27 protein-coding genes are annotated in these 25142 nt (G+C 61.3%); 9 read left to right on the top strand and 18 right to left on the bottom strand.

Features of this window, described 5'->3' with window-relative positions; translation table 11 throughout:
• Window positions 1–1125 carry an endo-1,4-beta-xylanase gene (locus GSQ88_RS22115; RefSeq protein WP_159009864.1) on the bottom strand — a complete coding sequence of 375 codons (1125 nt, stop codon included), beginning with the start codon at window positions 1123–1125 and terminating at the stop codon, window positions 1–3.
• Window positions 1126–1215: 90 nt separating this feature from the next.
• Between GSQ88_RS22115 and GSQ88_RS22110 the strand changes: the two genes are divergently transcribed.
• From GSQ88_RS22110 to GSQ88_RS22100, 3 genes are all read left to right on the top strand, one after another.
• The gene (locus GSQ88_RS22110) at window positions 1216–2202 is read left to right on the top strand and encodes a class I SAM-dependent methyltransferase (protein WP_210253862.1); all 987 of its coding nucleotides are present in this window, start codon (window positions 1216–1218) and stop codon (window positions 2200–2202) included.
• A 257-nt stretch (window positions 2203–2459) separates the two neighbouring features.
• Window positions 2460–3251, top strand: coding sequence for an alpha/beta fold hydrolase (locus GSQ88_RS22105; RefSeq protein ID WP_159009862.1), 792 nt, complete (start codon window positions 2460–2462; stop codon window positions 3249–3251).
• Between the two features lie 40 nt (window positions 3252–3291).
• Complete coding sequence (locus GSQ88_RS22100; RefSeq protein WP_159009861.1) at window positions 3292–4185, top strand: MBL fold metallo-hydrolase; 894 nt, start codon at window positions 3292–3294, stop codon at window positions 4183–4185.
• A 186-nt stretch (window positions 4186–4371) separates the two neighbouring features.
• Here GSQ88_RS22100 and GSQ88_RS22095 read toward each other — a convergent pair whose 3' ends face one another.
• From GSQ88_RS22095 to GSQ88_RS22080, 4 genes are all read right to left on the bottom strand, one after another.
• Entirely contained in the window at window positions 4372–5343 is a 972-nt protein-coding gene (locus tag GSQ88_RS22095) for a HEAT repeat domain-containing protein (protein ID WP_159009860.1), read from the bottom strand.
• Window positions 5344–5345: 2 nt separating this feature from the next.
• Entirely contained in the window at window positions 5346–5579 is a 234-nt protein-coding gene (locus GSQ88_RS22090) for a 4Fe-4S dicluster domain-containing protein (RefSeq protein ID WP_159009859.1), read from the bottom strand.
• Window positions 5580–5626: 47 nt separating this feature from the next.
• Entirely contained in the window at window positions 5627–7369 is a 1743-nt protein-coding gene (locus GSQ88_RS22085; RefSeq protein WP_159009953.1) for a fumarate reductase/succinate dehydrogenase flavoprotein subunit, read from the bottom strand.
• Between the two features lie 165 nt (window positions 7370–7534).
• Window positions 7535–8308 (bottom strand): ferredoxin--NADP reductase, encoded by a 774-nt coding sequence (locus GSQ88_RS22080; RefSeq protein ID WP_159009858.1) that lies wholly within the window; start codon window positions 8306–8308, stop codon window positions 7535–7537.
• Between the two features lie 324 nt (window positions 8309–8632).
• Here GSQ88_RS22080 and GSQ88_RS22075 point away from each other — a divergent pair, with 324 nt between their 5' ends.
• The 5 genes from GSQ88_RS22075 (at window position 8633) to GSQ88_RS22055 (ending at window position 13336) form a co-directional block, all read left to right on the top strand.
• The gene (locus GSQ88_RS22075; protein ID WP_246784925.1) at window positions 8633–8932 is read left to right on the top strand and encodes a gamma-butyrobetaine hydroxylase-like domain-containing protein; all 300 of its coding nucleotides are present in this window, start codon (window positions 8633–8635) and stop codon (window positions 8930–8932) included.
• 112 nt (window positions 8933–9044) lie between these two features.
• A complete protein-coding gene (locus tag GSQ88_RS22070; protein WP_159009857.1) occupies window positions 9045–9821 on the top strand; it encodes a Crp/Fnr family transcriptional regulator in 777 nt (258 codons plus the stop codon).
• A 280-nt stretch (window positions 9822–10101) separates the two neighbouring features.
• Window positions 10102–11523 (top strand): ABC transporter substrate-binding protein, encoded by a 1422-nt coding sequence (locus GSQ88_RS22065; RefSeq protein ID WP_174248079.1) that lies wholly within the window; start codon window positions 10102–10104, stop codon window positions 11521–11523.
• A 92-nt stretch (window positions 11524–11615) separates the two neighbouring features.
• The gene (locus GSQ88_RS22060; RefSeq protein WP_246784923.1) at window positions 11616–12446 is read left to right on the top strand and encodes an ABC transporter permease; all 831 of its coding nucleotides are present in this window, start codon (window positions 11616–11618) and stop codon (window positions 12444–12446) included.
• A complete protein-coding gene (locus tag GSQ88_RS22055; protein ID WP_159009855.1) occupies window positions 12443–13336 on the top strand; it encodes an ABC transporter ATP-binding protein in 894 nt (297 codons plus the stop codon). The genes GSQ88_RS22060 and GSQ88_RS22055 overlap by 4 nt, the downstream gene beginning before the upstream one ends.
• A gap of 18 nt (window positions 13337–13354) precedes the next feature.
• Here the strand turns inward: GSQ88_RS22055 and GSQ88_RS22050 are convergent, their stop codons facing one another.
• The 4 genes from GSQ88_RS22050 to GSQ88_RS22035 all read right to left on the bottom strand — a co-directional run bounded on the left by GSQ88_RS22050 (window position 13355) and on the right by GSQ88_RS22035 (window position 18705).
• A complete protein-coding gene (locus GSQ88_RS22050; RefSeq protein WP_159009854.1) occupies window positions 13355–14056 on the bottom strand; it encodes a hypothetical protein in 702 nt (233 codons plus the stop codon).
• A gap of 141 nt (window positions 14057–14197) precedes the next feature.
• Window positions 14198–16240, bottom strand: a complete 2043-nt coding sequence (locus GSQ88_RS22045) for a phospholipase C (RefSeq protein WP_159009853.1) — start codon at window positions 16238–16240, stop codon at window positions 14198–14200.
• A 306-nt stretch (window positions 16241–16546) separates the two neighbouring features.
• Entirely contained in the window at window positions 16547–17923 is a 1377-nt protein-coding gene (locus GSQ88_RS22040; protein WP_159009852.1) for a cytochrome c peroxidase, read from the bottom strand.
• The gene (locus GSQ88_RS22035; RefSeq protein WP_159009851.1) at window positions 17920–18705 is read right to left on the bottom strand and encodes an EfeM/EfeO family lipoprotein; all 786 of its coding nucleotides are present in this window, start codon (window positions 18703–18705) and stop codon (window positions 17920–17922) included. The genes GSQ88_RS22040 and GSQ88_RS22035 overlap by 4 nt, the downstream gene beginning before the upstream one ends.
• A gap of 336 nt (window positions 18706–19041) precedes the next feature.
• Here GSQ88_RS22035 and GSQ88_RS22030 point away from each other — a divergent pair, with 336 nt between their 5' ends.
• Window positions 19042–19533 (top strand): prepilin peptidase, encoded by a 492-nt coding sequence (locus tag GSQ88_RS22030; RefSeq protein ID WP_159009850.1) that lies wholly within the window; start codon window positions 19042–19044, stop codon window positions 19531–19533.
• A gap of 115 nt (window positions 19534–19648) precedes the next feature.
• On the opposite strand, the gene GSQ88_RS22020 is transcribed toward GSQ88_RS22030, so the two are convergent.
• The 9 genes from GSQ88_RS22020 to GSQ88_RS35770 form a co-directional block, all read right to left on the bottom strand.
• Window positions 19649–20263: a hypothetical protein gene (locus GSQ88_RS22020; RefSeq protein ID WP_159009849.1), complete on the bottom strand. Its 615-nt coding sequence runs from the start codon at window positions 20261–20263 to the stop codon at window positions 19649–19651.
• Window positions 20260–20778, bottom strand: coding sequence for a type II secretion system protein GspM (gspM, locus tag GSQ88_RS22015; protein WP_159009848.1), 519 nt, complete (start codon window positions 20776–20778; stop codon window positions 20260–20262). Before gspM ends, GSQ88_RS22020 begins: the two co-directional genes overlap by 4 nt.
• 41 nt (window positions 20779–20819) lie before the next feature.
• Window positions 20820–21899, bottom strand: coding sequence for a PilN domain-containing protein (locus GSQ88_RS22010; protein WP_159009847.1), 1080 nt, complete (start codon window positions 21897–21899; stop codon window positions 20820–20822).
• Window positions 21896–22813, bottom strand: a complete 918-nt coding sequence (locus GSQ88_RS22005; RefSeq protein ID WP_159009846.1) for a type II secretion system minor pseudopilin — start codon at window positions 22811–22813, stop codon at window positions 21896–21898. Before GSQ88_RS22005 ends, GSQ88_RS22010 begins: the two co-directional genes overlap by 4 nt.
• On the bottom strand, window positions 22810–23559 hold the full coding sequence (locus tag GSQ88_RS22000; protein WP_159009845.1) for a PulJ/GspJ family protein: 750 nt from the start codon (window positions 23557–23559) through the stop codon (window positions 22810–22812). Before GSQ88_RS22000 ends, GSQ88_RS22005 begins: the two co-directional genes overlap by 4 nt.
• On the bottom strand, window positions 23556–23960 hold the full coding sequence (locus GSQ88_RS21995) for a prepilin-type N-terminal cleavage/methylation domain-containing protein (protein ID WP_159009844.1): 405 nt from the start codon (window positions 23958–23960) through the stop codon (window positions 23556–23558). The genes GSQ88_RS22000 and GSQ88_RS21995 overlap by 4 nt, the downstream gene beginning before the upstream one ends.
• Window positions 23941–24405: a prepilin-type N-terminal cleavage/methylation domain-containing protein gene (locus GSQ88_RS21990; RefSeq protein WP_159009843.1), complete on the bottom strand. Its 465-nt coding sequence runs from the start codon at window positions 24403–24405 to the stop codon at window positions 23941–23943. Before GSQ88_RS21990 ends, GSQ88_RS21995 begins: the two co-directional genes overlap by 20 nt.
• Complete coding sequence (gene gspG, locus GSQ88_RS21985) at window positions 24398–24904, bottom strand: type II secretion system major pseudopilin GspG (protein ID WP_159009842.1); 507 nt, start codon at window positions 24902–24904, stop codon at window positions 24398–24400. The genes GSQ88_RS21990 and gspG overlap by 8 nt, the downstream gene beginning before the upstream one ends.
• 18 nt (window positions 24905–24922) lie before the next feature.
• Window positions 24923–25142: type II secretion system F family protein (locus GSQ88_RS35770; protein ID WP_246784911.1), on the bottom strand; the 220-nt coding region annotated here is incomplete at its 5' end.

Genomic DNA, 25142 nt, shown 5'->3' with positions numbered 1-25142 from the left:
CTAGCGAACCTGACCGCTGGTAGCTGGCCGCCGCGCGCCCTCGAAACTTTCCGCGATCGCATACCACATCGGCTTGCGCTGAAACTGCTCGTCATAGGGCAGCGGCCGGGGAAGTCGCGTCGTCGTTGGGTTCTTTTGCAACGCCACGCCCTTGTAGAAGGTGTATTTGTCGGCCAGTTCCCAGGTAATCAGCGCCTTGACCGCCGGATGGCTCAGCGTCGTCTGCAGGAATTGCCGCGCCGTTTTGGCGACCGCCTCGTCGCGCGCCTTGATATCTTGCGGAAAGACGTCATCGCAGACATCGAATTCCGTGATGTAGATGTCAACGCCCAGCGCCGCCAGCTCATGCAGGAAATCGTTGAACCGGGCCGGATCGTGCGGATATTGCGGTTGCAGATGTCCTTGCAGACCGACCACGTCCAGCTTGACCCCGGCATTCTTCAGATCGCTGACTAGCTGCAGAAGACCGCGACGCACCGCGAGTCCGACTTCGTCGTCGCGTTCGGTTTGCGCTTCGTTGAGAACCAGTTTGGTCTTGCCGTCGACCTTCGCGGCACGCTCAAAGGCGCGACGAATGTAGTCGGTACCACCAAACGCATCGTACCAGGGACCCAGCCGAAAGCCGCCAGGTGCCTTGTGGCCAGGCCAGAATGGCTCGTTGACGACATCCCAGGATTGCAGCTTGCCGGAATAGCGGGCGACGACTTCTTCGATATAGGCATCGAAATACGCCCGCCGCTCGGCGGCAGACATCACCTTGATCCAGGCCGGCACCCATTCGTTCCAGATCAGGCAATGACCGCGCATCGCAATGCCGTGCGAATTGCAAAATGCCAGCAACTTGTCCCCGGCTTCGAACTGCTTGGGGCCCGGTAGCGCCGCGATCCTTCCCATCTTGAGCGCGACATCCGTGGTGATCAGCTTGGTCTGGCTGACGTAGAGCTCGCGATATGCCGGATCGCTATCGATCACCTCCGCCGCCGCGGAACCGAATACAAACCCATTCGCAGCCGCAACGGTACTAAGGCTCGTCGGCGGAGCCGCCGCGTTGACCGGAGTATGGCTGGCGACAATCCCGGCGGCGCCCATCTGCAACAAACGACGGCGTGAAACAGCAGCATTCATGATGGTCCATCCCTATTTGTGATTTCGCCATCGATCGGCTTGATCGGATCGCCTGCCCCCGATCATTGTTCGCACGAAAATGTTTTGAGTGTGTCGCAGACGATCGAAATGCTCGCGCACCAAAATTTTGGCCGCGACGGCGTGTCGTTGCACCTCGATCGATCACGTCCTGCTGAAAAAATCATCTGGCGATCGGACGTCATCATCGGCAGGTCGCGGTTTTGCCAAGTTGAGAACACACAAACTCTTTTGAATATGTTCTCTGCTCTCCGTGGCCTCTCGATCGGACAGCAACGCGAACATCACACGCATTTGGTTGCGCAGGAGTGTGGCATGCGGATTTCAAAGGCAGTTACCGACACCGCGCTGCTGTTCAAGAAACGTTCGCCGCGACTATATCGATCGATCCGCGATAATATGCCACCGGGCCTGCGCTCGCTCATCAATGAACAGATGACCGTGGATAGTCTCGGCACCGGCGATGCCAAGGAGGTTTTCACCAATATCTTCAAGAAGAACTGGTGGAACAATGACGAGAGCCGGAGCGGCTGGGGTGCGGAACTCAAGCGAACGGAGTCCATCCGGATCAACCTTGCCGATTTCGCCCGCCGCCACGCCCTCGGCTCGCTGCTCGATGCCCCCTGTGGCGACTACAACTGGATGCAGCACGTGGAGTGGCCGGCGGGTTTCAGATACGTCGGCGCGGACATCGTCCACGACCTCATCATCGAGAACCGCGCCAACCATCCCGGTATCGAGTTCATGGAACTCGACGTGCTGAAAGATCCCCTCCCACGCGTCGATGCATGGCTTGCGCGCGATCTCATGATCCATTTTCCCGACAAGGCGATCTGGACCGCCCTGGAACAATTTCGCCGCTCGCAGATCAGCTATCTGCTGGCGACGAGCTACCTCAATGCGCGAGAAAACACCGACATAAAATTCGGCCAGGTCCGCCACATCAACCTGTGTGCGGCACCCTTCAGCCTGCCGCCGCCGCTGGAAATCCTGCGCGAGGACGACGATCCGGTCACCGGCCGGGTCATCGCCGTCTGGCGACGATCGGACATCCAATAGGCCGCGGAAGCAGCGAATGTTGATATCCAGGGAAGACGAGCCTTAGCGGCCGCCGGCCGGCGCAGCGTTTCCGTTCTGTCAACACCTGGTCGTGCAATCCCCTCGCGCTTGGCCACGGGCTTTGAAGGCCCTTTTGATTCGCCTTCGCTCTTTCAAACCCCCGAAACACCCGGTATCAGCTATTTCGATCGGTAAGTGGCCTCCAAAGCCACTGACAATGAACAATAAAATCAGACCGAGCGGACCGGGAGTGCAACGTGGATTTCACCGAAGTAAACGGCGTCGCGATACGCTACGAGCTCAGCGGCTCGGGTGACCGCACGCTGGTGCTGGCGCACGAAATGGGCGGCTCGCTCGAAAGCTGGGACGAGGTCGCGCCGCGGCTCGCGGCCACGCGCCGCGTGTTGCGTTATGATGCCCGCGGAGCCGGACTGTCGCAAAAAGTACGCGGCGAACTCACCCTCGATACGATGGCCGACGATATCGCCGCACTGCTCGATACCCTCTCAATATCGGGCAAGGTCGCCGTCGCAGGTGTTGCCGTCGGCGGAGCGGTCGCGCTGCATTTCGCAGCCCGATACGCCGAACGCACCAGCGCGGTGGTGGCCGGTAGCCCCGCTACCGGTATCGCAGCGGAACGCCGAATCCCGGCGCTCGAACGTTTAGCCAGGATCGAGGCGGACGGCATGGCCTTCGCAGTCAAGGATTCGATGCGAAACGGCTATGCGCCAGAGCTTCGCGGTGACATCAAACGCTTCGAGCGATTTCGCGCCCGGTGGCTCGGCAACGATCCCTCGAGCTATGCGGCGATCTGGCGAATGCTGGCGAACGCCGACATGCAGGCGGAACTGACCCGATTGAGCCGTCCGGTGCTCGTGATCGGCGGCAGCCTCGATCGCGTACGCCCGGCAGCGGTCGTGGAAGCCATCGCCAAATCGATCCCCGGTGCCCGCTACGTCGAAATCCGCACCGGACACTACATGGCCGTGCAAACGCCTGACCTGATGGTGGATTGCATCGACGAATTCTTGAGATCGGTCGACGCCTGATCAACTTCGCCTCCCCTCAATTGCAACAAGGCCTTTTCATATGAATCCGCAACCCGCACAGATTGCCGGTGTCTATCACCGCAGGATCGGCGATATCGTCGTCACCGCCATCAGCGACGGCTATCTCGACAGCACGCTTGATGTCATGCGCAATGTCGACCTTGAAAAGGCGCGGCAGATCCTGCGTGACGCCTTCCGGCCAGCCCGACGCACCAGCGTCAATACCTTCCTGGTCCATTCCAAAGGACGCCTCGCGATCATCGACACTGGATCGGGCAATTATCTGCAGCCCAGCGCCGGCTTCGTTCAACGCAACCTCGCCGCGGCCGGGATCGATGCCAAGTCGATCGATACGGTGTTGCTCACCCACATGCACCCGGATCACTCCGCGGGACTGACCGACATGTCGAACGGCGCACTGCTGTTTCCGAATGCGGAACTGGTGATGCACGAGAATGAGCTGGCGTACTGGTTCGACGACGGCGAGATGGCGAAGGCCGATCCGCGATCGGCCAAGCTCTATTTTGAGGCCGGCCGCGAGCAGGTCGCGCCCTACAAGAACCGGACGCGCTTGTTTAGAGATAGTGAAGTGTTTCCTGGCGTCACGGCAGTACCGAGCCTTGGGCATACGCCGGGCCACACGGCATATCTGATCGCATCGGGCAACGATCAGTTGATGATCTGGGGCGACACCGTGCATGTGCCGGAAGTGCAAACCGCGTTTCCCGAGGCCGGCATGGCCTTCGACACTGATCTCGCCGCGGCGGCCGCCGCGCGCAAACGCATGTTCGACCGCGTCTCCACCGACGGCATCCTGATCGCCGGGATGCATCTACATTTCCCCGCGTTCGCCCGGTTGCGACGACACGGCGACGCCTACGCGCTGTACCCCGAGGCCTGGGTTCACACGCTGGATGCCCCACCACCGCGCTGACTGTTATCGTGGCGGCTGCTACAGCATGATGGGTTGGAGTTGAACATATTCGCCGTCAGCGCCAGCACGGCACATCCGGCTGTTCTGGAGGGGTCAGACACAAAATCGCGAAAACAACCCCATGCAAAGTAGGACGGCGCACGAAAAAGGGCCCGGCGCCGCGACCCGACCTAATCTCACCCCGCTCTAGGCTTTGGCCTTTCGCGCGGCAATCTGCTGCAACGCCCAGCGCGCGTTCTTCCGCACCTCGGGGTCGGGATCGTTGGCCACCAACGCCAGAAACGGCTCCGCTTCCGGATTGGCAATCTCGCCCAGCGCCGCGGCCGCCTCCTTGCGCAAATTGGCCTGCTCATGGACGATGCAGCCGCCGATCGGCCGCACCGCGCGATCGACCTTCATCTTGCCGAGACTTCTGATGGCCTTGAGCCGTACCTGCCAGAACTCATCCGACAATGCCTCGATCAACGGATCCACCGCGATCAAGCCGTTGGCATTCAAGCCCAACGTTTCCGCGGACATCTCGCGCACCATCCAGTCGTCGTCCTTCAGCGCGCGCGTAATCGATTCCGCCGCGGGCTTCATCTGGGAAAACGCCAGCGCGCTCACGGCCGCGCGCCTGACGTGGGCGTCGGCATCGCCGGTCGACGCGGTCAATGCCGGAATGGACTCTTCCAGCTTCAGAAAGCCGATCACCCCGATCGCCTGCACGCGAACCGCCGCGTCGGCGTCGCGCAAGGCCTCCAGCGCCGGCTTTAGCGTATCCTTGCGCCGTAACTCCTTGAGCGCCCGCAGCGCGCCCATGCGGACAAACGCATGACCATGCTGGACCAGCGGCAGGATCGCATCGGCGCAGGCCGGATCCTTCAGTTCGGCCAAGCTGTCGGCGGCTGCAGAGGCCACGATACGTTCGGGGTCGACCAGCAGTTTCACCAAAGCCGTCGCGGAGTCCGGCCCATCGAATTCCCCAAGTGCCATCGCAACCTGCTGACGCACGCCGGCATCGGGATCGGTAACCATCTTGCCGAGATGGCCGACCGCGGCGGGATCGCCGGAATGGCCGAGCGCAATGATCGCGACGCGGCGCTCTCCGGGGTCGGCGGCCTGAAGGCGCTCGTCGGCGTCCTCGAGGTCGTCATAGGATTCGAATGGGCTCGACATGGCTACCTCAACAAATAGGGAATATTGACGGTGACCGCTCCGGTCGGGCAATCGGCCTCACATGGCATGCAGTACCAGCACTCGTCATAGGCCATGAAGGCCTTGCCGGTGAGGTCGCTGATGCGCAACACATCGAGCGGACAAACATCGACGCAAACGGTACAGCCCTTGTCCGCGATGCATTTGGCGTCGTCGACGACGACCGGAACCGATGTCTGATAACTGGCGAGAGGCATATCTCAATCTCCTGTTGTCGGGTTTCGCCAAGATTCGCAAGGAAACGTCAGGCGCTGGCGCGGATACGCTGCTTGTCATAGAGGTCCTTTTCGTCATCGGCGATCGGAACCACGTAAGGCTGCACATCACGCTTCTCGCTGGTCATCTTGCCGTTCTGCTTGCTCAGCAGGGTGTGGCAGAACCAGTTCTCGTTGTCCTTCTCCGGGAAATCGGTTCGCAAGTGATACAGACCCCAGCGGCTTTCCTCCCGATATAGCGAGGCGTGGGCCGCCATGTCGGCGCAGTCGAGGATCGATTGGGTTTCGAGCGCGCGGAGCAATTCGTGCGAGTTGCGCGCGATCATCCGTTGCTCCATGTCCTCGCGGACTTCCGACAGCCGGCGCGCGCCGAGCTCGAACTTGCGGGTGACCTTCGGCGGCTGCAGATAATCATTCACCAGCCGGCGTGCCTTGTACTCGATCTGGTTCGGCGGAATGCCGTCCTCCCGCTTGGTCGGGGCCATCACCCGGTCGCGCTCCTTGGCGACATCGGCGGCGTCGAACGCCGCAAAGTCGTGGTTATCGGCAAACTCCATCGCGTCGATGCCGGCAACCGAACCATTGGTGAAAGCGCCAAGCATATAATTGTGCGGTACGCTCGCCATGTCGCCGGCGGCGTAGAGGCCCGGCACTGTGGTGCGCGCAAACTCGTCGACGAAGACGCCGGAGGCGCTGTGCCCCGAACAAAAGCCGATCTCGGAGATATGCATCTCGATCGATTCCTTTCGATAATCAGTCCCCCGCCCCTGCTGGAACAGGCCACGGGTCGGGCGCTCGACCTTGTGCAAGGTCGATTCGATCTCCTCGATGGTCTTTTCGTGCAGGTGGCTCAATTGCAGGAACACCGGGCCCTTGCCGGAGAGCAGTTCGTTGTAGAATTCGAGCATCATCTGGCCCGACCAGTAATCGCATTCGATGAACCGCGAACCCTCGTTGTTCGCGGTGAAGGCGCCGAATGGCCCCGCGACATAGGCGCAGGCCGGCCCGTTATAATCCTTGATCAGCGGATTGATCTGGAAGCATTCGAGGTTCGCGAGCTTAGCCCCCGCATGATAGGCCATCGCGTAACCGTCACCGGAATTAGCGGCGTTCTCATAGGTGCCGAACATATAGCCTGAGGTCGGCAATCCGAGACGACCCGCGGCCCCCATGCACAGGATGACGGCCTTGGCCTTGATCACCAGGATTTCCGCCGTGCGGGTGTTGACGCTGATCGCGCCCGCGACCCGCCCGTCGCTCGCGGTCAACAGCCTTGTTGCCATGTAACGATTCGAAATCAGGATCCGGGCGCGGCGCAACTGACGATACAGCGCCTTCTTGACCGTCTCGCCATTCGGCATCGGCAGCACGTAGGTGCCGATGTGATGCACCTTCTTGACCGCGTAATCGCCATTCTCGTTCTTGAGGAAGCGAATGCCGAAACTGTCGAGCTCCTCGATAATCTTGTAGCAATTCTGCGCGTATTTATAGACCGCCTTCTGGTCGACGATGCCGTCATTGGCGATGGTGATTTCCTTGGTGTATTGCTCGGGCGTGGCGTAGCCGGGAATCACGGCGTTGTTCAGCCCGTCCATCCCCATCGAAATCGCGCCGGAGCGTTTGACGTTGGCCTTCTCCAGCAGGACGACGTTGGCTTTCGGATTTTTCAGCTTCGCCTTGAGCGCGGCCATCGGTCCGGCGGTGCCGCCGCCGATCACCAGCACGTCGCAGGAAACCTCCGAAAGTCCGTCGACGATCTCATCCATGGCCATCATGTGCTCCTGTCCTGCCGGCGCATTCGCCGCCGCACCCGCAAGGTTTGTTCAGATCACGACCCGGCGATAGCAATTAGTTGTCGCCGGAGACGGAATGCCAATGTTTGATCCATTTTCCCGAGTCAAAGCCGGGTTCTGATCAACAAAGAGGCAATAAAGACCTTATCGTTCGACAAAGGCCTTCTCGATGACGAAGTGACCGGGCTCACTGTGATTGCCTTCGGCAAAGCCACGCGAGGTGAACATCGAACGGAGCTCCTCGAGCATGCCGGGGCTTCCGCACATCATCACGCGATCGGTCTCGATATCGAGGCCGGAAAGTCCGATGTCGTCAAACAGCTGGTTTGAGGCGATCAGATCGGTGATACGGCCGCGATTACGGAACGGCTCGCGGGTCACGGTCGGATAATAGATCAGCTTGTCTGCGATCAGCGGCCCGAACAATTCATCTTCGCGAAGCTTCTCGACCAGCGCTTCGCCATAGGCCAGTTCGGAGACCTGGCGGCAGCCATGGGCAAGGATGATGGTCTCATAGGCGTCATAGACATCGGGATCCTTGATCAGGCTTGCAAAGGGTGCCAGTCCGGTGCCGGTCGACAGCAGCAACAGCCGCTTGCCAGGAATAAGGTTTCCAGCAATCAGCGTCCCCGTGGCCTTGCGGCCTACCAGGATCGTATCGCCTTCCCTGATCCTCTGAAGACGCGACGTCAGCGGTCCGTCGGCGACCTTGATGCTGAAGAATTCAAGCGCCTCCTCGTGATTGGCGCTCGCCATGCTGTAAGCGCGCAGCAGCGGCCGTCCCTCCACTTCCAGCCCGATCATCGCAAACTGGCCGTTCTGGAAACGAAATCCGGGATCACGTGTCGCGGTAAAGCTGAACAGGGAATCGGTCCAGTGTTTCACCGACAGAACCGTTTCCTTCTGAAAAGCGCTCATCCTTCGTCTCTCCTTCGCTCGATCGATCCCAAAAGCGCATGGCGTGCGCAACGATCAACGTTTCGGCGAGGGACGGATTCCGTACAATGCTGAACATCGATTTCCGGTCGATTAGTTTCTAATTTCGTCAACGGATGTGTCGCAGCCATATCCGGCGTTGCGTGACACGCGTCCACGAAAGGTCTATCAGGAAAGCAGCATGGTAAAAGCGACGCAGAATACTTTGAAATGAAATGCTGATCGTGGACGCTGCTCGGCAATTAGTTGCTATCCAATCGACCGGTGACACCGTAAATATTCCCCGAGAGGAGAGTGGCCGTGACAATGACTGCGATGGTTGCGCCGACATTGGTCGATTACGAGGTGAGCGCGGATCTGGCATCACTTTCGATGACGACATCGGCGGGCGGCCGCATCACGTTGACCGCGGAGAAACTGCGCTTGTCCTGCAAATGCGCGCATTGCATCCGGGCGCGGTTCGACGAGCGCTTTCCGAGCCGGTTTCCGGGCATTGCGATCGTCGAGGTGGGCGACCTCGGCTACGGGCTGAACATCGCTTTCTCGGATGGCCACAATCGTGGAATCTACCCCAAGAGCTATCTGTTCGATCTGACCAACCATTGATTTTATTAGACTTTTTGGCGTCATCGTGGGGCGATGGCAGGCTTTCGAGGCCGGCGGTCTGGCACGAACATTGCTGTGTTTTAGACCGGTTATAATGGTCCGGAGGCCGGCAATGTTGCAACAGGTGGCAGGCGTAGCGCGCGACGGCATGCCCTCGGCAGTTGGATCGACCGCCAATTCGTCCCTGCTTCTCAGCGAAAGCCAACAATCGATCGGCGGTCCGCCGCCGCTGATGGAAAAGCTGACGCCGCGGGAACGCGAAATCGTTCTCAAGCAAGGGCGCCGCAAGGTGCTCAATCGCGGCCAGACGCTGTTCAATCAGGGCGCCAAGCATGACGGCATCTATCTGATCGAGAGCGGCCGCATCCGCGTGTTCTACACGTCGCCGCTCGGGCGCGAGATCACACTAGCCTACTGGCGCGCCGGTAATTTTGTCGGCGGGCCCGAGGTATTTGGCGGCGGTTTCCATCAATGGAGCGGGATCGCGTCGAGCAACGCCAGCGTCGTGCATCTCCCCGGCAAGGAATTGCGCACCCTCGCGAGCGAGATTCCCAATCTGGCGATTGGCTTGATCGAAGGCTTGAGCTTCAAGGGCAAGTGTTACTCCGCATTGGCGCAGATGTTGGGGACACGCTCGATCACGCAGCGGTTAGCGCACCTTCTGCTGCATCTGATGAACCTCTACGGCGTCGCGGAGCCGGAGGGCATCGCGATCGCCGCGGCTTTTACCCATGCCGATCTCGCTCACATGGTGGGCGCCACCCGGCAATGGGTCACTATCAGCCTGAAGCGGATGCAGGAAAAGCAGATCGTGCTGACCAAGCGGTCCCAGATCGTGATTTGCCGGCCGGACGTGCTTGAGGAAATGCGCGGCCAAGCCTCGGACTAAGAAATCTTGGACTAAGAGATCTTGGACTAAGAGACCTTGGACTGAAAGGCCTTGGATTGAAGGGTTGATCTGATCGAAGGACTGGAACGCCTCGGATTGGATAGGCCCGGATCAAAGTCGATGCACATGCAATTGGCTCTGTGCATCAAATCTGCCCAACGACTATGCAACCGGTCTTTCCCGGCAACTAATCCACCATGACCGCCAGTCCCCGTTTGCCCGGAGCGCTCGGTCGACCAATCATGGCAAGCGCAGAACATCCAACCGAATGAGGACGAGAATGGTCCGCTCCGCTCCCGCGCTCTCGACCGCGATGTCCATCGCCGCTCTCACCCTGATACTCGCGCAGCCGGCCAAGGCGGAAACCGTCACCATCGGCATCGGCACCCAGGACACCACCACCAACACCGCGACCACCGGCGTGGTGATCCGGCAACTGCATTTATTTGAAAAGTACCTGCCAACCGACGGCAAATACGCCAACATCAAGTTCGAATTCGAATGGCAGAATTTTACGTCGGGACCGCCCGTTACCAACGCCATGATGGCGAACAAGCTGCAATTCGGCGCGATGGGAGATTATCCGCTCATCGTCAACGGCTTCACCTTCGAAAACAATCCTGAAAGCAAGAGCCGGCTGATCGCGGTAGCGGCCTATAATCTGTCGGGCTCGGGCAACGGCATCGTCGTCAACAAGGATTCGCCCTACTACGAACTCGCCGACCTCAAGGGCAAGCTGGTCAGCGTTCCCTTTGGCTCGGCCGCGCACGGCATGGTGCTGAAGGCGATGCAGGATCGCGGCTATCCAGCCGACTTCTTCCAGCTCGTCAGCCAGAGCCCCGAGGTCGGCTCGACCAATCTGCAGGAGAACAAAATCGACGCGCACGCCGATTTCGTGCCGTTCGCGGAGTTGCTGCCGTTCCGTGGCTTCGCCCGCAAGATTTTCGACGGCGTCGAGACCAATTTTCCGACCTGGCACGGCGTCGTCGTCCGCACCGATTTCGCGGAGAAGTATCCCGAAGTCGTGGTCGCCTACATCAAGGCGGTCATCGCCGCCAACCAGTGGCTGCGCGCCGATCCCAAAGCCGCCGCCGAGAAAATCCAGCAGTGGACCGGGACCAACAAGGAGGTCGTCTACATCTTCCTGGGCCCGGGCGGCAACATGACCACCGATCCGACCATCAAGCCCGCTCTGATCGATGCCGCCGCAGCCGACGTCAAGGTGCTGCAGAATCTCGGACGAATGAAGGAGTTCGATCCCAAAAAATGGGTCGATGATTCCTTCATCCGGAAAGCCTATGCCGACATGAAGCTCGACTATGATGCGGAACTGGCCAGCACCAGGAATTATGAAATCTCCGGTGACGACAAGTTCTGCAAGAAGCCAATTTTGGAGCCGCGCAAGGCCGGCGAAATATGGGTCGACGACGAGGGCATCCTGCCATTCTCCAGCGCGATGTGTACGCTCGGCGCCTATGCCGACTACAAGGCCAAGGGCAAGAAGATCGATGTCGCCTATGTCTTCGACAGCGCGCGCGGCATCAAGTTGTTCGCCGACCAGGCCTTCTTCGCCGTCGGCGGTGGCGACATCGCGCCGTTCCTGCTGAAGAAGGATGCCGAGGCTTACGCCGCCACGAACGGCGGCAAGGTTCTGGGTTTCGATGACGCCGTGAAGGCGGCCATCAGCGGAGGCAAAACGTGAGCAGCCCCGCTTTGGCGCGTGATCCGGTGGAACCCAATCTGGTGGAATCCACGACCGTCGTACCTCCCAAGATCGAAGCAAAACAGCCGACAATCACCACGCCTTCGCCGCAAGGCGCCGCGATTGGCGCCCTCGCGGCGCGTTGGTACCGGCTCAACAAGGACAAGCTCCAGGCCACGCTGATCGGCACGCTCTCGCTGGTCGCCTTCCTGATCGCTTGGCACCTGCTGACGAAATACCGCGTGGTGTTCTTTGTCCGCTTCACCAACGTGCCCTCGCCGCTTGCCGTCTACGACAGCTTTACACGGGCGATCCACGATCCAAAGTTTTTCCTGCATGTTGCGTTGAGCTGCCGCCGTATCCTCGTCGGTTTCTCGCTGGCGGCTGTGGTCGCAATACCGCTCGGGCTGGTGATGGGCCGCTTCAAGCGGATTCACGAAATGGTGTTTCCTGTTGCCGAGGTGCTGCGTCCGATCCCCGCGATCGCCTGGGTGCCGATGGCGATCATGCTGTGGCCGACCAACGAGCAGAGCATCGTGTTCATCACGTTTCTCGGATCGTTCTTCCCGATCCTGGTGAACACATTGCACGGTATGTCGCTGGTCGATCCGGTACTGGTTCGCGCGGCGCGATGCCTTGGGGCGCGGGAAGCCTCGATCTTCCGCGAAGTGTATTTTCCGGCGTCACTTCCGCATATCTTCACCGGGCTGACCGTCGGTATGGGCGTGGCCTGGGTATCGCTGATCGCCGCCGAGATGATCTCCGGCCAATACGGTATCGGCTATTTCACCTGGGAAGCCTATTCGCTGGTCCAGTATCCCGACATCGCGCTTGGCATGATCGCGATCGGCCTGCTCGGCCTGGCATCGAGCCTGCTGATACGGGCCATGGGACGGTTCGTCATGCCGTGGGGGAGAACATGAACCAGATCGCACTCAACACCGCCGAGACCAGCGCCGGCAAAGGCAAAGGACGCATCGACGTCAGGAACTTCTCGTTGAGCTACGAGACCATCGATGGGTCGGTCGAAGCGGTCTCCGACACCCAAATCCACGTCAATCCCGGCGAATTCGTCTCGATCGTAGGGCCGTCCGGTTGCGGAAAGTCAACGCTGCTGAACGCGGTCGCGGGCTTCCTGAAACCCACCACCGGCATCGTCACCGTCGATGGCGAAGCGGTCAAGGGGCCGAGCGCCGACCGTGGCATGGTGTTCCAGCAATATTCGCTGTTTCCGTGGAAGACGGTTCGGGAAAATGTCGAATTCGGAATGAAAATGCGCGGCATGGATCGTTCGAAACGCGAACGCGCGGCCCGCACTTTGCTGGGGCTTGCCGGACTGGAAGCTTTCGAGAAGCATTATCCCGACCGGCTCTCCGGCGGCATGAAGCAGCGCGTCGGAATCGTCAGGGCGCTCGCGACCGGTCCGAAAGTGCTGCTGCTTGACGAACCGTTCGGCGCCCTGGATGCCCAGACCCGCGTCATCATGCAGCAGATCCTTACCAACATGTGGCAGCGGCTGAAGATCTCGGTACTGTTCGTGACCCACGATATCGATGAGGCGATCTTCCTGTCCGATCGCGTCTACTGCATGACGGCGCGGCCGGGTTCGATCAAGGCTGAAATCCCGATTCCGCTGGAGCGGCCGCGTCAGCAATCCATGATGATGTCGTCCGAATTCCTGGGCTTGCGACGAGGTTTGATGTCCCTGATCCGCGAAGAGAGCCTAAAGGCCATGGGCGGTGAAATCACCGACCTCGGCATGCAGGGACTAAGCATCGAGCTGAACGGGCAGTCGTTGGCCGACGTACTCTAACGCGAACGCGCCGCCTTGCTAATCCTTCGAGTCCTTTTGCCCGGCAACCCACACGTCGCTCTGCTTGATCCGCTTGATCAAAGCCTGGGGATCGAATTTCCGGAAGCCCGATGCAACCTCGAACAATTGCGCAGGCTGCGGCTCGTCTCGAATGTCTTCGACGGTGATCACCGCGCCGTCCTGGGTTTTGATTCGCAGCGGAAATTTTAACGCGGCGTCGATCCAGCCGACCAGTTCGCGCCCCGTGGTCGAGGCTGCATCGAAAGTGATGACGCGTCGGCCACCGATCGTCTCCTCGCCGGCACGTTCGCAGCGCCAATCGCCGTGGTCCGCCGATCCGGCCAGTTTCGCCATGGCCTGCCACTGCCGGCAGGGGTCGTCGGGATCGACCGGCACGAACATCCGGGTGAGCCGGCTCGATTGCCGGGCGTCCATGAAAACCCGCGCCGCGAGCCGCACGAAATAGGCCGCAGGCGTTGCGCCGTCGACCAGGAAGAATCCATCCGCAAGCTCCGGCGTTTCCAACCGCACTTTGCCGTCACGGACATGCAGCTTGCCCGCGGGCTCTGCCGCCGCACCTTCGTGCCGTACGATGACGAGATCGGCGGAAAATTGCTGCGCATGCGCCGTCGCGAAGCCGCACAGCAACGTACCGGTAACGCTCAGCAGGCTCAGCCATTTCAGGCCGGACAGCGAGAGATCGATCAGGGCTTTGGTCATCATCAAGATCCGCTACAGCAAGCTCACCGCATCGGGCGGTGCAAAAAAGCGGCGCCGACCAGGCCATCAGGCCGGATCGGCGCCGCCTCAACGAAGTCGGATCACGATCATGTCGCGATCCCCGGAGAGATCATCAAGAGATCACTCGGTGTAGGGCTGAGTAACCGCTTTGCTGAAGTCGAACGCGTCGAACAGATCGGCGAGCGCCGGGCTGTTGGTCGGCACGTACGGATTGTTCTTCGTCGCGAGCGGGTTGGGCAGGTTATCGCGGCTGCGGTTCGTGAGCGGCTCCAGGTTCCAGTTACGCTCGATGAACTTCATCAGCGAAACGTGATCGCCGTAGTTATGATAGACTTTTCCACCCGTCGAATACGGCGAGAGGATCAGCAGCGGGATACGCGGTCCGTCGCCGAAGAAGTCGATCGACTGGATGAAACCCGAGTCCCAATAACCACCGGCCTCGTCCCAGGTGACGAACACGGCGGTCTCCGCCTTCAACTGCGGATTGGCGTCGAGCGCAGTGAGGACGTTGAGCACGTAGCCTTCGAACAGGTCGACCTTCGAGCTCGAAGGATGGCCGTCGAGCAGACCGTCGGGCTTGCCGAACGACACCGCAGGCAGGGTGTTGTCCTGGATCGCCGTGATCAGATCAGCAGTATCCTTGACATGGGCCGTCCGGATCGCCGGGTCGGCCATGATCGAGGTCGCATACTGGAACGGATTGCAGATCTGGCAGTAGGCCACGCCGAGCGCGTGCGCCGGATCGGCAACCGCCGCCGCCGACAGGTTCGGGCTGGTCGGATTGGCGGCAACCGCTTCATTCGAGAGCGCTACGGCGTCGTTAAACGCGCCACCGTAGTAGGCCCACGAAATCTGCTTCGCCATCAGGGCGTCGCCGATGGTCTTGACCGGTGACGGCGGGAGATTGCCGGCACCCGACAGCGCACCGTTCGGCAGATAGCCGGGGTTGGTGTTGTCGAGCATATAGTAGTGGTTGGGCTGGCAGTTCGGCTCCGCCGCGTAGGGCAGATTCTCCAGATAGTTCACGATCGGCTTGACGCCGGGTTGGGAAATATCCGCGCACGCGCTGAAGGAGTTATCGGCGGTGTACGTGTTGACGGTGCCCGAGACCGGATTCGGGTTCGCAATCTGGTTCGCCGGCGGCGTGATCGGATTGCCGTGGCCGTCGCTCCAGAAACCAGCGTCGCCGGTGCCGAGCATGAAGTGGTTGGCACCGGTGCCACCATGAAACGACTGATGGAAGTTGTCGCTCAGGGTGAAGCGGTCAGCCAATTCCTTCAGGATCGGAGCCTGCTCCTGCTCCGCATTGTAGAAGCCCATCGAATTGCCGAGGCTCTTGCCGTTCGAGTAGGTCGCCATCACGAAGGGGAACAGATCGCCCTTGCAGCCCGAGCTGTTGGTCTTGGTCGCAGTGGCGACGCTGCAATCCTCTTGCTGCCAATCCTGGTAGAAGCGGTGCGTGGTATCGCCGGTATAGTCGTCGTCGGAGAGTTGGGGTCCTTGCAGCGGGAATGGGCCCGCCAGGGTTCCGGCGCCGGGAACCCGGGTGTCGAGAGTGCCGCCCGGCAGCGCGGTGAAGCCGGTGGTCAGGATGTCGAGGCTGGCCGGATCGATATCCTTCTCGACGCTCGCTTCCGCGATCGTCTTGAACGGAGCGCCGGTGTCGCTCTGCGCGACCGGGGCGCCGTTGGTGTTCGGCTGCGGCATGGTGTTGGTCGGGCTATAGGGCGACTTCGAGATCGCGGGAGCGCCGATGTAGTACGACGTCTGCGCTGCGACCGAGAACTGCTGCGCCTGCGCGAAGTTCGGACCCGGCGTGCCGTCCTCGTTGACGATGCCCTTCGAGAGCAGGTTGGAGATGGTCTGGCCCTGGCCCTTCGGCTTGTAGACACCGAAGGTGTGATCAAGGCCGCGATTTTCGCCGATCAGGACGATCACGTGCTTGATCGGGGTAGCGGTCTTCACCGCCTCTGCCGAATTGCTGCCGCCGGCGGGCTTGTGGGCGTCCGCGAGCAGATTGGTGAAACGATTGGGATGCGCGCGCAAATCCCAGCTGCTGACGCCGATATTGCCGGCTGCGAGAGCCACAGTCGCAACCGCCATCGTCGAGACGATGCACAGCGCGGTCGTGGTCCGCCATCTTAGATTCAAGTTTGGTTTCATATGTCGACCCCAAGGTTAAGTTAACGTCGCATCACTTAGTGGGGCAACATGACGCAGGCATATCGATGCTGTGAATGCGTCAAAGAATTTCAGAATGATTCCAGATTTTTCTGTTGAGAGTTTTTGCGCGCGAATTATTCGACGTATTTAAAAATCAATTTTCGAATTTCATCCGCGCGTCACCTGTGCTGCAAATCAAATCGCATTGTCGTCGCGAAATCGATTCACGAACAATCCGCCGCTCGCTCAAATCAAAATATTTTCGGTGAACGATTCCTGCCCGACGCAAGACTCTTCTACACGCCGCTATCGCGGCATGTGCTTTGACTGCATCACCTGACGCAGCGCCGCGTAGTGCGAATCATGCACCTTCGGATTGAACAGCGACCACGGCTCGGCCCCCGCGAGCAGCGAAGGCACCGCGGCGGCCATCAGATAGCGATAATTCCTGTAGTCGGCAGCCGCCTCGGTGGTCCGGCCGTCAGCGACGGCCATGTCGATCCGCCGCAAGGTAAGCACCAGCTCCTTGAGCGCATTACGCGCGAGAACCCGCTGCTGCTCGCCACCCGTGACGCTGGTGTTCTTGCGGTCGGGATATTGCTCGGTCAATTCCCGCAATTCGCTGCCGATGGTGTCGACCGCCAGCGAAACGATATCCTTGTCGCCGGCCGGTATAGCGGTTCCGAGCACGGTTGTGAAATCATTGATCTCTTTCAACGATGCGCCGGCGCCATCATGCTCGTAAGGCTGCGTGCCATCGCCCACCGCGGTGAGATAGGCCACGAGATCCTGCCGATCCTGCGCCGACAGGCCGAGATCGAACACCCGATCGAAGTGCGCCACCACCTGGTCGTAGCTGTCGAAGCGGCCGTCATGGAAATACGGCGCGTTGAAATCCGCATTGCGCAAGGTCGGCGTCTTGAAAAGTCCCCCCGAGCCAACGTCATGTTGCTGGTGATCGCTGAAGAGGCCGGACGGCGCGTGGCAGCCGGCACAGCTCAGGCTCGGATCGTGCGGGAACGGTTTGGCGAACAGCGCTTCGCCGCGACGCTCCGATTCGCTGACCTTGCCGACCAGCCGGCCACCCGGGCCAAGACTGGAATTGGGCAGGAAGTCGATGTCCTGAATATAGGCGACGATCGCATCGAGGATCACCGGCGACGGTTCCGGCCCGGCAAACTCGTTGACGATGACGTTATGAACGAAATCGCGCAACGATGGCATCCGGCCGTCGAAACCATAGGGCGCAAGATAGCGGGCGCCGCGCAGGCTGGGGATCCTGACCGGATCGAGCAGGAGATCGTCCGCCTTCGGGTTGAACAACGGACCGGTGGTGTCGAAATTGCCCGGGCGCGTCGACATCTTCGGCATGAAGAACTTGGCGTTGCCGGCGCCGTTGACGTGACAGGTACCGCAGCTGATGGCAGCCTGCCGCGCTACCCCGCCGAGAATCCCGGGCGAACTGAAGGCCAGATCGCCGAGATTGATCATATACGACTTGGCGCCGTCGAGTTCGGAACGGAACACTTCGCGCGGCTTGTCGAGCGCGTCCTCGTTGAGCTCTGTCTTCGGCGGCAGGGTCGTTTGATCGCCATCGACCGGAAAGGCCACGACGCGCCCGCTCGGACCCGCGAGCAGAATTCCGAGCGCCAGCAGCATAATCCAGAAGCGACGGGCCATCATTGCGACTTCGCCTCCAGCGTGGCGCGTTGCAGTCCTAGTTTGACCGATGCGCCTTGCAGCATGATCACCAGTTCCTCGCTGGTGCGCCGCAGTCCGGGAATATCGATGCTGGGCAGGTCTCGCGCCGCGACGATCACCTTGAGCCGCTCGATCCGTGCGGCGATGCCATCAGCCAGCTTGGCGTCGGCGGCTCCGAGCGCGGTGGCGAAAATCGTGCGATAGGCAAAGTCGATCCCGGCGACGTTGTTGCGCATGTCGTCGAGCGAGGTGCCGCTGATGCGGGATTCGCCGCCGTCGGCCTTGCTCTCGCCGACCTCATAGGCCAGCCGCACGATGCCGTCGAGCAGGCCTTGCGGCGCGAGCGCCATGTTGCGAAGCTTGCCGTGAAGACTGTCGAGGTGCTGGACCAGCGCGTCCATGTCATCCGCGACATCGGTGCGCCCGGCGCCGAACAACTTGGCTTCAATGGCATGGAATCCGCTGCTGGCATTGGGCCAGGCGTCGATCTCGGCGTCGAGTTCGGGAACAAAGCCCGTCGTGAAAACCTCGGAACGTTCCCAGCCGGCGCGGGCCGAAATCCAGGCCTTCTTGGCACCCGCGAGATCGCCGGCCGCGACCCGTTCACGCAGATTGCGCGCGCCCACCAGCGCCTGGCCGATGCCTTCGATCATATAGGGCCGATAATTCTCCGCCGAATCGTCGAGCGGCGTCGCAACCGCCGCGCGCGTGCCTGCCCCCAACACCAGCAATGCGAGACACAGCGTTACTTTCGCGTCGATCATTATCTCAAAGCCGCCATGTCTTAAAGTCACCGCACAACATTTCCGATTGCAGCAAGCCACAAATCGACAAGCCACAAATCGAAACGGAATATTGTCGGCTTCCAATGCCGATTTGTGACGGATGCATTTCACACAGCGATTTTCTGCTGAACAAAAAATATTTATGGAGAAAACAACTCGCAACGGAATAGAGACGCGCGAGCCACACGTTCCCGTTGCTGTCAAATATATTTTGTTCGCACAGCCGTCATATGATCAATGCGACAACGAGGCTTCGAAACACTAATAACCAACGTTCCGGACTTTTCGAAACTGTTCGGATTTCACAAGGCCCTCATGCTCGCCGACACTGATTCCTGGATTTTTCTTGGCTGCTTTGCACCGCTTGGCCTGCTTTGCGGCGCGATGGCGCTGATCGATATCCATCGCGGCATCATTCCGAACGAACTGAACCTGTCGATCGCCGGCCTCGGGTTGTTGAAAGCGCTCGTCAGCGGCGGGGTAATCGCCGCGATCGAGGCCGGATGCGACGGCGTGGTCATCGGGCTGGTGTTCTGGCTGTTGCGGCGGCTCTATTTCGCCTTGCGCAAAACCCAGGGTCTTGGTCTCGGCGACGTCAAATTCCTCGCCGCGGCGGGGCCGTGGATCGGCATCGCCGGATTGCCCTCCTTGCTGCTGGTCGCCACGTTGACGGCGCTTGTCGCCGCCGGCGGCCTGCAACTGGCCGGTCGCAACATGACACGGCGGACGTCCCTGCCGTTCGGACCCTTTTTGGCGGCCGGCCTTTTGGCGACCGTGATCCTGCAACAATATCTCGGCGCGCCCTAGAGTCCCGTTCCGATGGAATCGGAACGGGACTCTAGTCTTTTGTTTTGACGCGTTTTCTTCACGCGAACCGGTGCCCACTTCGCTCGAAAACGCTCTGAGCGCGAACGAAGTCAAATCAATATCGCGGCCTCACTGCACTCACCGGTAGCAGGCGGACTTCACTGAACTGGCCGCCGGGTTGCGGCAACGTCAGCACCGCCGACCGCTCGTCCTTCTCCATGGTCACTTCGCGGCCCCGGATCTGCCGCAGCTTCCAGCCTTGATGATCTTCACCGACTTTCAGCCGGATCGAAGCCTTGGTCGACTGGTCGATAAAGATCCCAAAACCCTCATCGATGCTGGCGATGGTGCCGACCAAAGAGAGCTGCGGCGGCTCGATCTCCTTCTTTCGTGGCGGGGGCTTGATCGACGCCGTTTCGGCAACGGCCGCGACCGGCGGCGGGCGGCGCGAAGCTGAAAAGATCGGACGCTCACGCGTCTCCGACAATTGAGCGAGCGGAATGCCCCACAGCGGATTGGCGCTCGGCGTTCGCACCGGCGCAGCCGGCGGCGCGACGACGCGTACCGTCGTGACGGGCTCGGCCGGTATGGGAGCGACCTTCGACGGCCCCGCCAACCGCGCGTCGTCGGCGAGATCGTTATCCAGCGCATCGTTGGCCGGCGTGGCCGGAACCGCGCCATGGGCCGACAACGCGAGCAGGATGAGGCTGATCGCCAGTCTGCGCGTCATTTGCTGCCTCGCCATTGCCCGGATACTTCGATCAAGACGCGCAGCCTGCCGTTTCCCGAGCCGGCCTCCGTGAGTGGCGTTTGCACGACAAGCTGATCGACGAACAAAAACGGCATGCCTGCCTCGAGATCGTAGAGCAGTTGCTGCAATTTTGGCTGATCGATTTCGAAGCTGGCGATCGTGCTGAGAAATCCGGCCCTGGTTTGCGATCCCTGCAGGTCGAGCTGGGTCGACAGCACGTTGCCGCCGAATTTCGCCACCGCGCCGGCCACCCGCTGCAACAGCGCAGCACCCGCCACCGTGACGGTCGCGCCCTCCAGATAGGCCGAGCCCGTCGGCATCGTGACATCGCCGGCGGCACCGCCGGGAGCAGCCGGTCTGCGGCCCTCGATCTGTTCGAGCATGGCGGAGGCTTCGGCGACCTCGCCGCGCTGCCCGACGACATCGACGATCGACGTCACGATCACGAACAGCAGGGCCGCCACAAGGCCGACATAGATAGCCGCTGCCAGCATTGGCGAAGCGGTGATGACTTTTCTCGATGACGCGAATGTATTCAAGTTCCGGATCCAAAATACGCGCTGATATGCGCTTCGATGTGAAAGCGTTCGCCCGACTCGTTCGCCGCGCGCGTGGTCGGCGCAAAAAATGTGGCGCGGCTGAACTGCGGCGACTGTTCCATCAGCCGGATCAGGGACGGTGCGTCCTGCGTCATACCCACGACCTGGACCTTGTCGCCCTCGATCCGCAGCTCCGTCACATAGGTGGTGTCGGGCAATACGCGCGAGATCGCCTCCAGCACCATGACGCTCGACGGCGTGGTCTGCTTGCGTTTGGCGAGCAGCCCTATCGCCGATCCTGTCGCATTCGGATCAAGGCGCAGCGCGGCGCGGCGTTGCGAAATCTGCCGCTGCAACTCGCTCTGCTCCGACTGCATCGAATTCTCGAGATAGGCCGCAACCAATAGCAACGCCGCGGCGGCAGCGCCGGTCGCCAGCAGAATGCCGCGCAGCAGGCGTGGCAGGCTGATGATCGACCCGATCGCGCTTTGCAGCGACTTGTCGAATAGCTTGATCCGGGCCGCTGGGCTCGCCCCGGTCGAAGCCGAGCTGTAGATCGCAACCGAACCCGCACCCAGCGACTGAACAAACTGCAGTAGAGGTTCGACCTTCGACTTCGATGTCGCGGCGAATGTGACCTCGATTCGTTCGTTCACCCCTGTCACCGGCGAGCTCCAGCCGAACAATGCGTCATGCACCGTCCACGGCGTCAGGCGGTCGATCTGAGCCCGGATCATGCCGCCGAGGAAATCACTCGCCTGAGCCGGAAAGTCGAGCGGACACACCATCACGTAGCCGGATGGCAGCTGCACCTCGATGTGGCTGCCGCGAAAGACCGCCACCCAATCCGCCGGCAATGCCGGACTGGGCTTGCCGCGATCGAGCCGAAACGAGATGTCTGATATTGCCGGAGCGTGTTTCGACGCGATGGCCTTGGCCGTGAGTGTGCCGTCGTCATTTTGGTCCAGCAAAATCCGGCGCGAGCGCACCAGGCGGCCGGCGACGGCATCGGCGGCGCAGGTCACCGAGGCGATCCAGGCGCCGAACAGTTCCTTGAACTCGGAGATCATCGTCATTGTGGCCCCCTGCGTCGCTGCACGATGCTGCGCGGCGCCACATCATCCTGCCAGGACAGCACACGGTAAGGCTCGACCTTGTCGCCGAGCGCGATCACCACTTCCGAAGCGCTGCTGCGGCCATCGTTGAAGTTGACCGTCGCCTCGATCCGGTAACACGGGCTCTTGGCCGTCGTCGCATCGGTCGCGGGTGCATCCGTCGCTGCCGGCATATCGCTCGACAGCCCGGCTTTCGGTTGGTCCGACCCTTTGTCGGGCAATGCGGCAAGGACCTCGGGAGCCGCAATCTCCGGATCGACGCCAGACGTTCCGTTGAACACCGTTACGAATGGCAAGGCGCGGTCGACCAGCGCCGGCGGCAGGCCAACCACCAACCCAAGCTCGCTGACATGCGCGAACAACGCCTGTCGCGGCGAATAGCTCAGTCCCGCCGCATGGTAGAGCGCTTCCTCGTCATTGGTGGCGCCGGGCGTCAGGCGGGTCCGCCAGCCGATAACGCGGTCGGCGTCTTCATTCGCGGCCTCTTTCTTGGCGCCAAAGCCGGCGAACAGGCCGGCGAGCATTTCCTTGGGCGCGTAGTTCAGGTCGATACGGGCGGCTTCGGACGTGAAGTTGACGAGAACGTCCGCATCATTCATCCGGAAGTGGAACGATCCGCGCGGCGGTCGCGCCTTGTCGCCCGCGAGCGCCAGTTGGTAGCCGGTAAGTTCGAGACTGGCGGATACCAGCGCCTCGGTCTTCAGCTCGCTGTCGTTGACCGCCAGCGCTTGTGCGGAGGCGGACAAATAGAGCGAGAAAATCACCGCCAGCGCCGAAAGCGCCATCAAAATCCAGAGCACGGCGACGATCACGACGCCCTGCTCCGAGCAAGATGCTTGCTCCGAGCAAGATGCGGTGGCGCGATGGCGGATCATGGCGTTGTCCCCTGCCCGGTCGCCCCGGCCTGAAGGCCTCCCGGCCCATTGGGCGAAACGCCAGCCTTGTCATCTTTCTTGTCGTCACATTTGCCGTCCGCTTTGGTGCAATCGCTTGGCACCTGGACATGGACCGGCGCAATCGTCGAGACCGAGAGGACGCGTTCGGTCCCGGCGTCGCGAACCGTCAGCCTGATCATCGCCGGCAGCTTTTCGGCTCCTCGCCATGTGGTTTTCCAGATTCGATCCGGGCCGGCATAGGCGAACGACAACCGGAACGGCTTGCGCAGCAGCACCACCGGATCGCCGAAATGCATTTGTTCCGACAGCGAGGACTCCGTCGGCAACGGCACAAAACGCGTTCGCGAACGTACCATCACGAACTCCTTGCGTTCGGTGGTCTCGCCGAGCCGCACCACATCCAGTCCCGCTCCGGCATTCGGTCCGAGCGCCGTGCGCACAAACGTCACCGACAGTTCCGATCCCTCGAACAGCGGGTGGCGCGTATCGTGATTGGCCGGAACATATTCCGCCGCGGCGAGATCGGCCGCGATCCGTTGCAGCGCGATGCCGATGACTTCGTTGCGCTGGATACGGTCGACGCCGCGATTCCAGTTCGGCAACCACTCCGCCGTGATGCTGGCGAGCGCCGACAGCACCAGCCCCATCAGCGCCAGCGCGACAATGGTTTCGATCAGCGTGAAGCCGGCTTCGCCGGCGCGGCGCTGGGTGGTCGCGGCGCTCATTCGGAAGGCCTCGGCATCAGGCGAACGGTGCGAATATCGGACACCGCGCCGGTCGGGGATCTGACCCGGACCCTGACCAGTTCGGGAACCCAGAGCACATCGGCATCCTTCACGGTCCAGCCGCCGCCGAGCGGCGTGACGTCGATGGTCCAGCGGTAATCGTCGGTCTGTCCCGACACCGCGCCCGGACGAAGCTCCGCCCGCGATGGAATAGCCGCCGTCATCACCATCCGCGTAGCCTGCGTCAACGCGACGTGCTGTTCCATCAACCGCACCCCGCGCGAATTGGTCGCCATCAGCGAGCCGATCGCAACGACCGAAACAGCCACCAGCGCCAGCGCGATAAGCACCTCGATAAGGGTGAATCCGGCCTCGCCGCTATCAATTGGCTGAGCTGTCACGGGGAGTAACCTCGATCCTTCCGGTCAGCCAGTTGACGCGAATTTCATAGCCCACATCGAAGCGCGTCAGCGTGATGGCGCCGCCACATGAGGTGCCGTTGGCGAAAAAACTGATGGTCGACAGCGCCGCCTGCCGGCCGCAGGTCTGCGGCAGCAGCGCATCGAAACGCACGTCGTCGGGAATTTGGACCGCGGCCCGCGATGCGCCGGAACGGATCGCGCGCGCTTCCGCATCGACCAGCGTGGCGACGCTGGCCTGGCGCCGGATCGCGGCGTTGCGATCGGTCTTCAGCAGCGCCGCGGTTTGCAGCGCGTAAGCCTGCAGCCGTGAGCGCGACGTCTGATGCGGAATGAACGGCAACAGCACGGCCGCCAGCAGCGCGATGATGGCCAGCACGCACACCATCTCGAGCAGGGTAAAGCCGCGTTGCCCGCAATCACTCATTTTTCGCGGTCGTGTTGTCGAGCGTGATGTCGGCGGCGACGCCGCTGCCGCCTTCCTGGCCGTCGGATCCATAGGAGATAATGTCATACGGAGCATGCTCGCCGGGCGAGCGGTAGACATAGCCATGGCTCCAGGGATCGTTGGGAACGTTGCCGCCCCTCAAATAAGGCCCGTTCCAGGCGCTGACACCCGGGGTCTGCTTGACCAGGGCCGCCAGTCCTTCGGCGCTGGAGGGAAACCGGCCGGCGTCGAGATAGAACAGGTCGAGCGCACTGGCAAAGCTCTGCAACTGGATCTTCGCCGCCTTGACCTTGGATTCGCTGAGATAGTTGAGCACGCGCGGCCCGATCAGGCCCATGATCAGGCCGATGATGGTGATCACCACCAGCATCTCGACCAGCGTGAACCCTTGCTCGCCATTGTTCTTCGCACGCCTGTCCAGCTCCGGTGCGTCTTGGCGCGCAACGAACAATCCGCTGATGACTTTGAGCGATATCATGATGAACCAGCCTTTGACCTAGTTGACGAGTTGGGTGACCGACAGCAGCGCGGTCATGACCGACACGATCAACCCGCCGACGACCGTGCTGATGGTGACGATGGCGAGCGGGCCGACGATGCCGACGACACGGTCGAGGCTGCGCTGTAATTTTGCTTCGTAGAATTCGGCGACCCGGCCGGCCAGTGGCGGCAATTGCCCGGTCTCCTCACCGAGACGCAGCATGCGGACCGCCATC

It is taken from the genome of Bradyrhizobium sp. S69 (genome assembly GCF_009766005.1).
Taxonomy (GTDB): domain Bacteria; phylum Pseudomonadota; class Alphaproteobacteria; order Rhizobiales; family Xanthobacteraceae; genus Bradyrhizobium.
The sequence above is the reverse complement of the archived record's forward strand: the minus strand, read 5'-3'. Positions and strand labels throughout refer to the sequence as shown.

Bases quoted from the DNA above. Each gene is read 5' to 3' on its own strand.
- GSQ88_RS22115 (WP_159009864.1), bottom strand. From the start codon at position 1,125: ATGAATGCTGCTGTTTCACGCCGTCGTTTGTTGCAGATGGGCGCCGCC.
- GSQ88_RS22100 (WP_159009861.1), top strand. From the start codon at position 3,292: ATGAATCCGCAACCCGCACAGATTGCCGGTGTCTATCACCGCAGGATC.
- GSQ88_RS22095 (WP_159009860.1), bottom strand. From the start codon at position 5,343: ATGTCGAGCCCATTCGAATCCTATGACGACCTCGAGGACGCCGACGAG.
- GSQ88_RS22090 (WP_159009859.1), bottom strand. From the start codon at position 5,579: ATGCCTCTCGCCAGTTATCAGACATCGGTTCCGGTCGTCGTCGACGAC.
- GSQ88_RS22085 (WP_159009953.1), bottom strand. From the start codon at position 7,369: ATGGCCATGGATGAGATCGTCGACGGACTTTCGGAGGTTTCCTGCGAC.
- GSQ88_RS22080 (WP_159009858.1), bottom strand. From the start codon at position 8,308: ATGAGCGCTTTTCAGAAGGAAACGGTTCTGTCGGTGAAACACTGGACC.
- GSQ88_RS22075 (WP_246784925.1), top strand. From the start codon at position 8,633: ATGACTGCGATGGTTGCGCCGACATTGGTCGATTACGAGGTGAGCGCG.
- GSQ88_RS22070 (WP_159009857.1), top strand. From the start codon at position 9,045: ATGTTGCAACAGGTGGCAGGCGTAGCGCGCGACGGCATGCCCTCGGCA.
- GSQ88_RS22065 (WP_174248079.1), top strand. From the start codon at position 10,102: ATGGTCCGCTCCGCTCCCGCGCTCTCGACCGCGATGTCCATCGCCGCT.
- GSQ88_RS22055 (WP_159009855.1), top strand. From the start codon at position 12,443: ATGAACCAGATCGCACTCAACACCGCCGAGACCAGCGCCGGCAAAGGC.
- GSQ88_RS22050 (WP_159009854.1), bottom strand. From the start codon at position 14,056: ATGACCAAAGCCCTGATCGATCTCTCGCTGTCCGGCCTGAAATGGCTG.
- GSQ88_RS22045 (WP_159009853.1), bottom strand. From the start codon at position 16,240: ATGAAACCAAACTTGAATCTAAGATGGCGGACCACGACCGCGCTGTGC.
- GSQ88_RS22040 (WP_159009852.1), bottom strand. From the start codon at position 17,923: ATGATGGCCCGTCGCTTCTGGATTATGCTGCTGGCGCTCGGAATTCTG.
- GSQ88_RS22035 (WP_159009851.1), bottom strand. From the start codon at position 18,705: ATGATCGACGCGAAAGTAACGCTGTGTCTCGCATTGCTGGTGTTGGGG.
- GSQ88_RS22030 (WP_159009850.1), top strand. From the start codon at position 19,042: ATGCTCGCCGACACTGATTCCTGGATTTTTCTTGGCTGCTTTGCACCG.
- GSQ88_RS22020 (WP_159009849.1), bottom strand. From the start codon at position 20,263: ATGACGCGCAGACTGGCGATCAGCCTCATCCTGCTCGCGTTGTCGGCC.
- gspM (WP_159009848.1), bottom strand. From the start codon at position 20,778: ATGCTGGCAGCGGCTATCTATGTCGGCCTTGTGGCGGCCCTGCTGTTC.
- GSQ88_RS22010 (WP_159009847.1), bottom strand. From the start codon at position 21,899: ATGACGATGATCTCCGAGTTCAAGGAACTGTTCGGCGCCTGGATCGCC.
- GSQ88_RS22005 (WP_159009846.1), bottom strand. From the start codon at position 22,813: ATGATCCGCCATCGCGCCACCGCATCTTGCTCGGAGCAAGCATCTTGC.
- GSQ88_RS22000 (WP_159009845.1), bottom strand. From the start codon at position 23,559: ATGAGCGCCGCGACCACCCAGCGCCGCGCCGGCGAAGCCGGCTTCACG.
- GSQ88_RS21990 (WP_159009843.1), bottom strand. From the start codon at position 24,405: ATGAGTGATTGCGGGCAACGCGGCTTTACCCTGCTCGAGATGGTGTGC.
- gspG (WP_159009842.1), bottom strand. From the start codon at position 24,904: ATGATATCGCTCAAAGTCATCAGCGGATTGTTCGTTGCGCGCCAAGAC.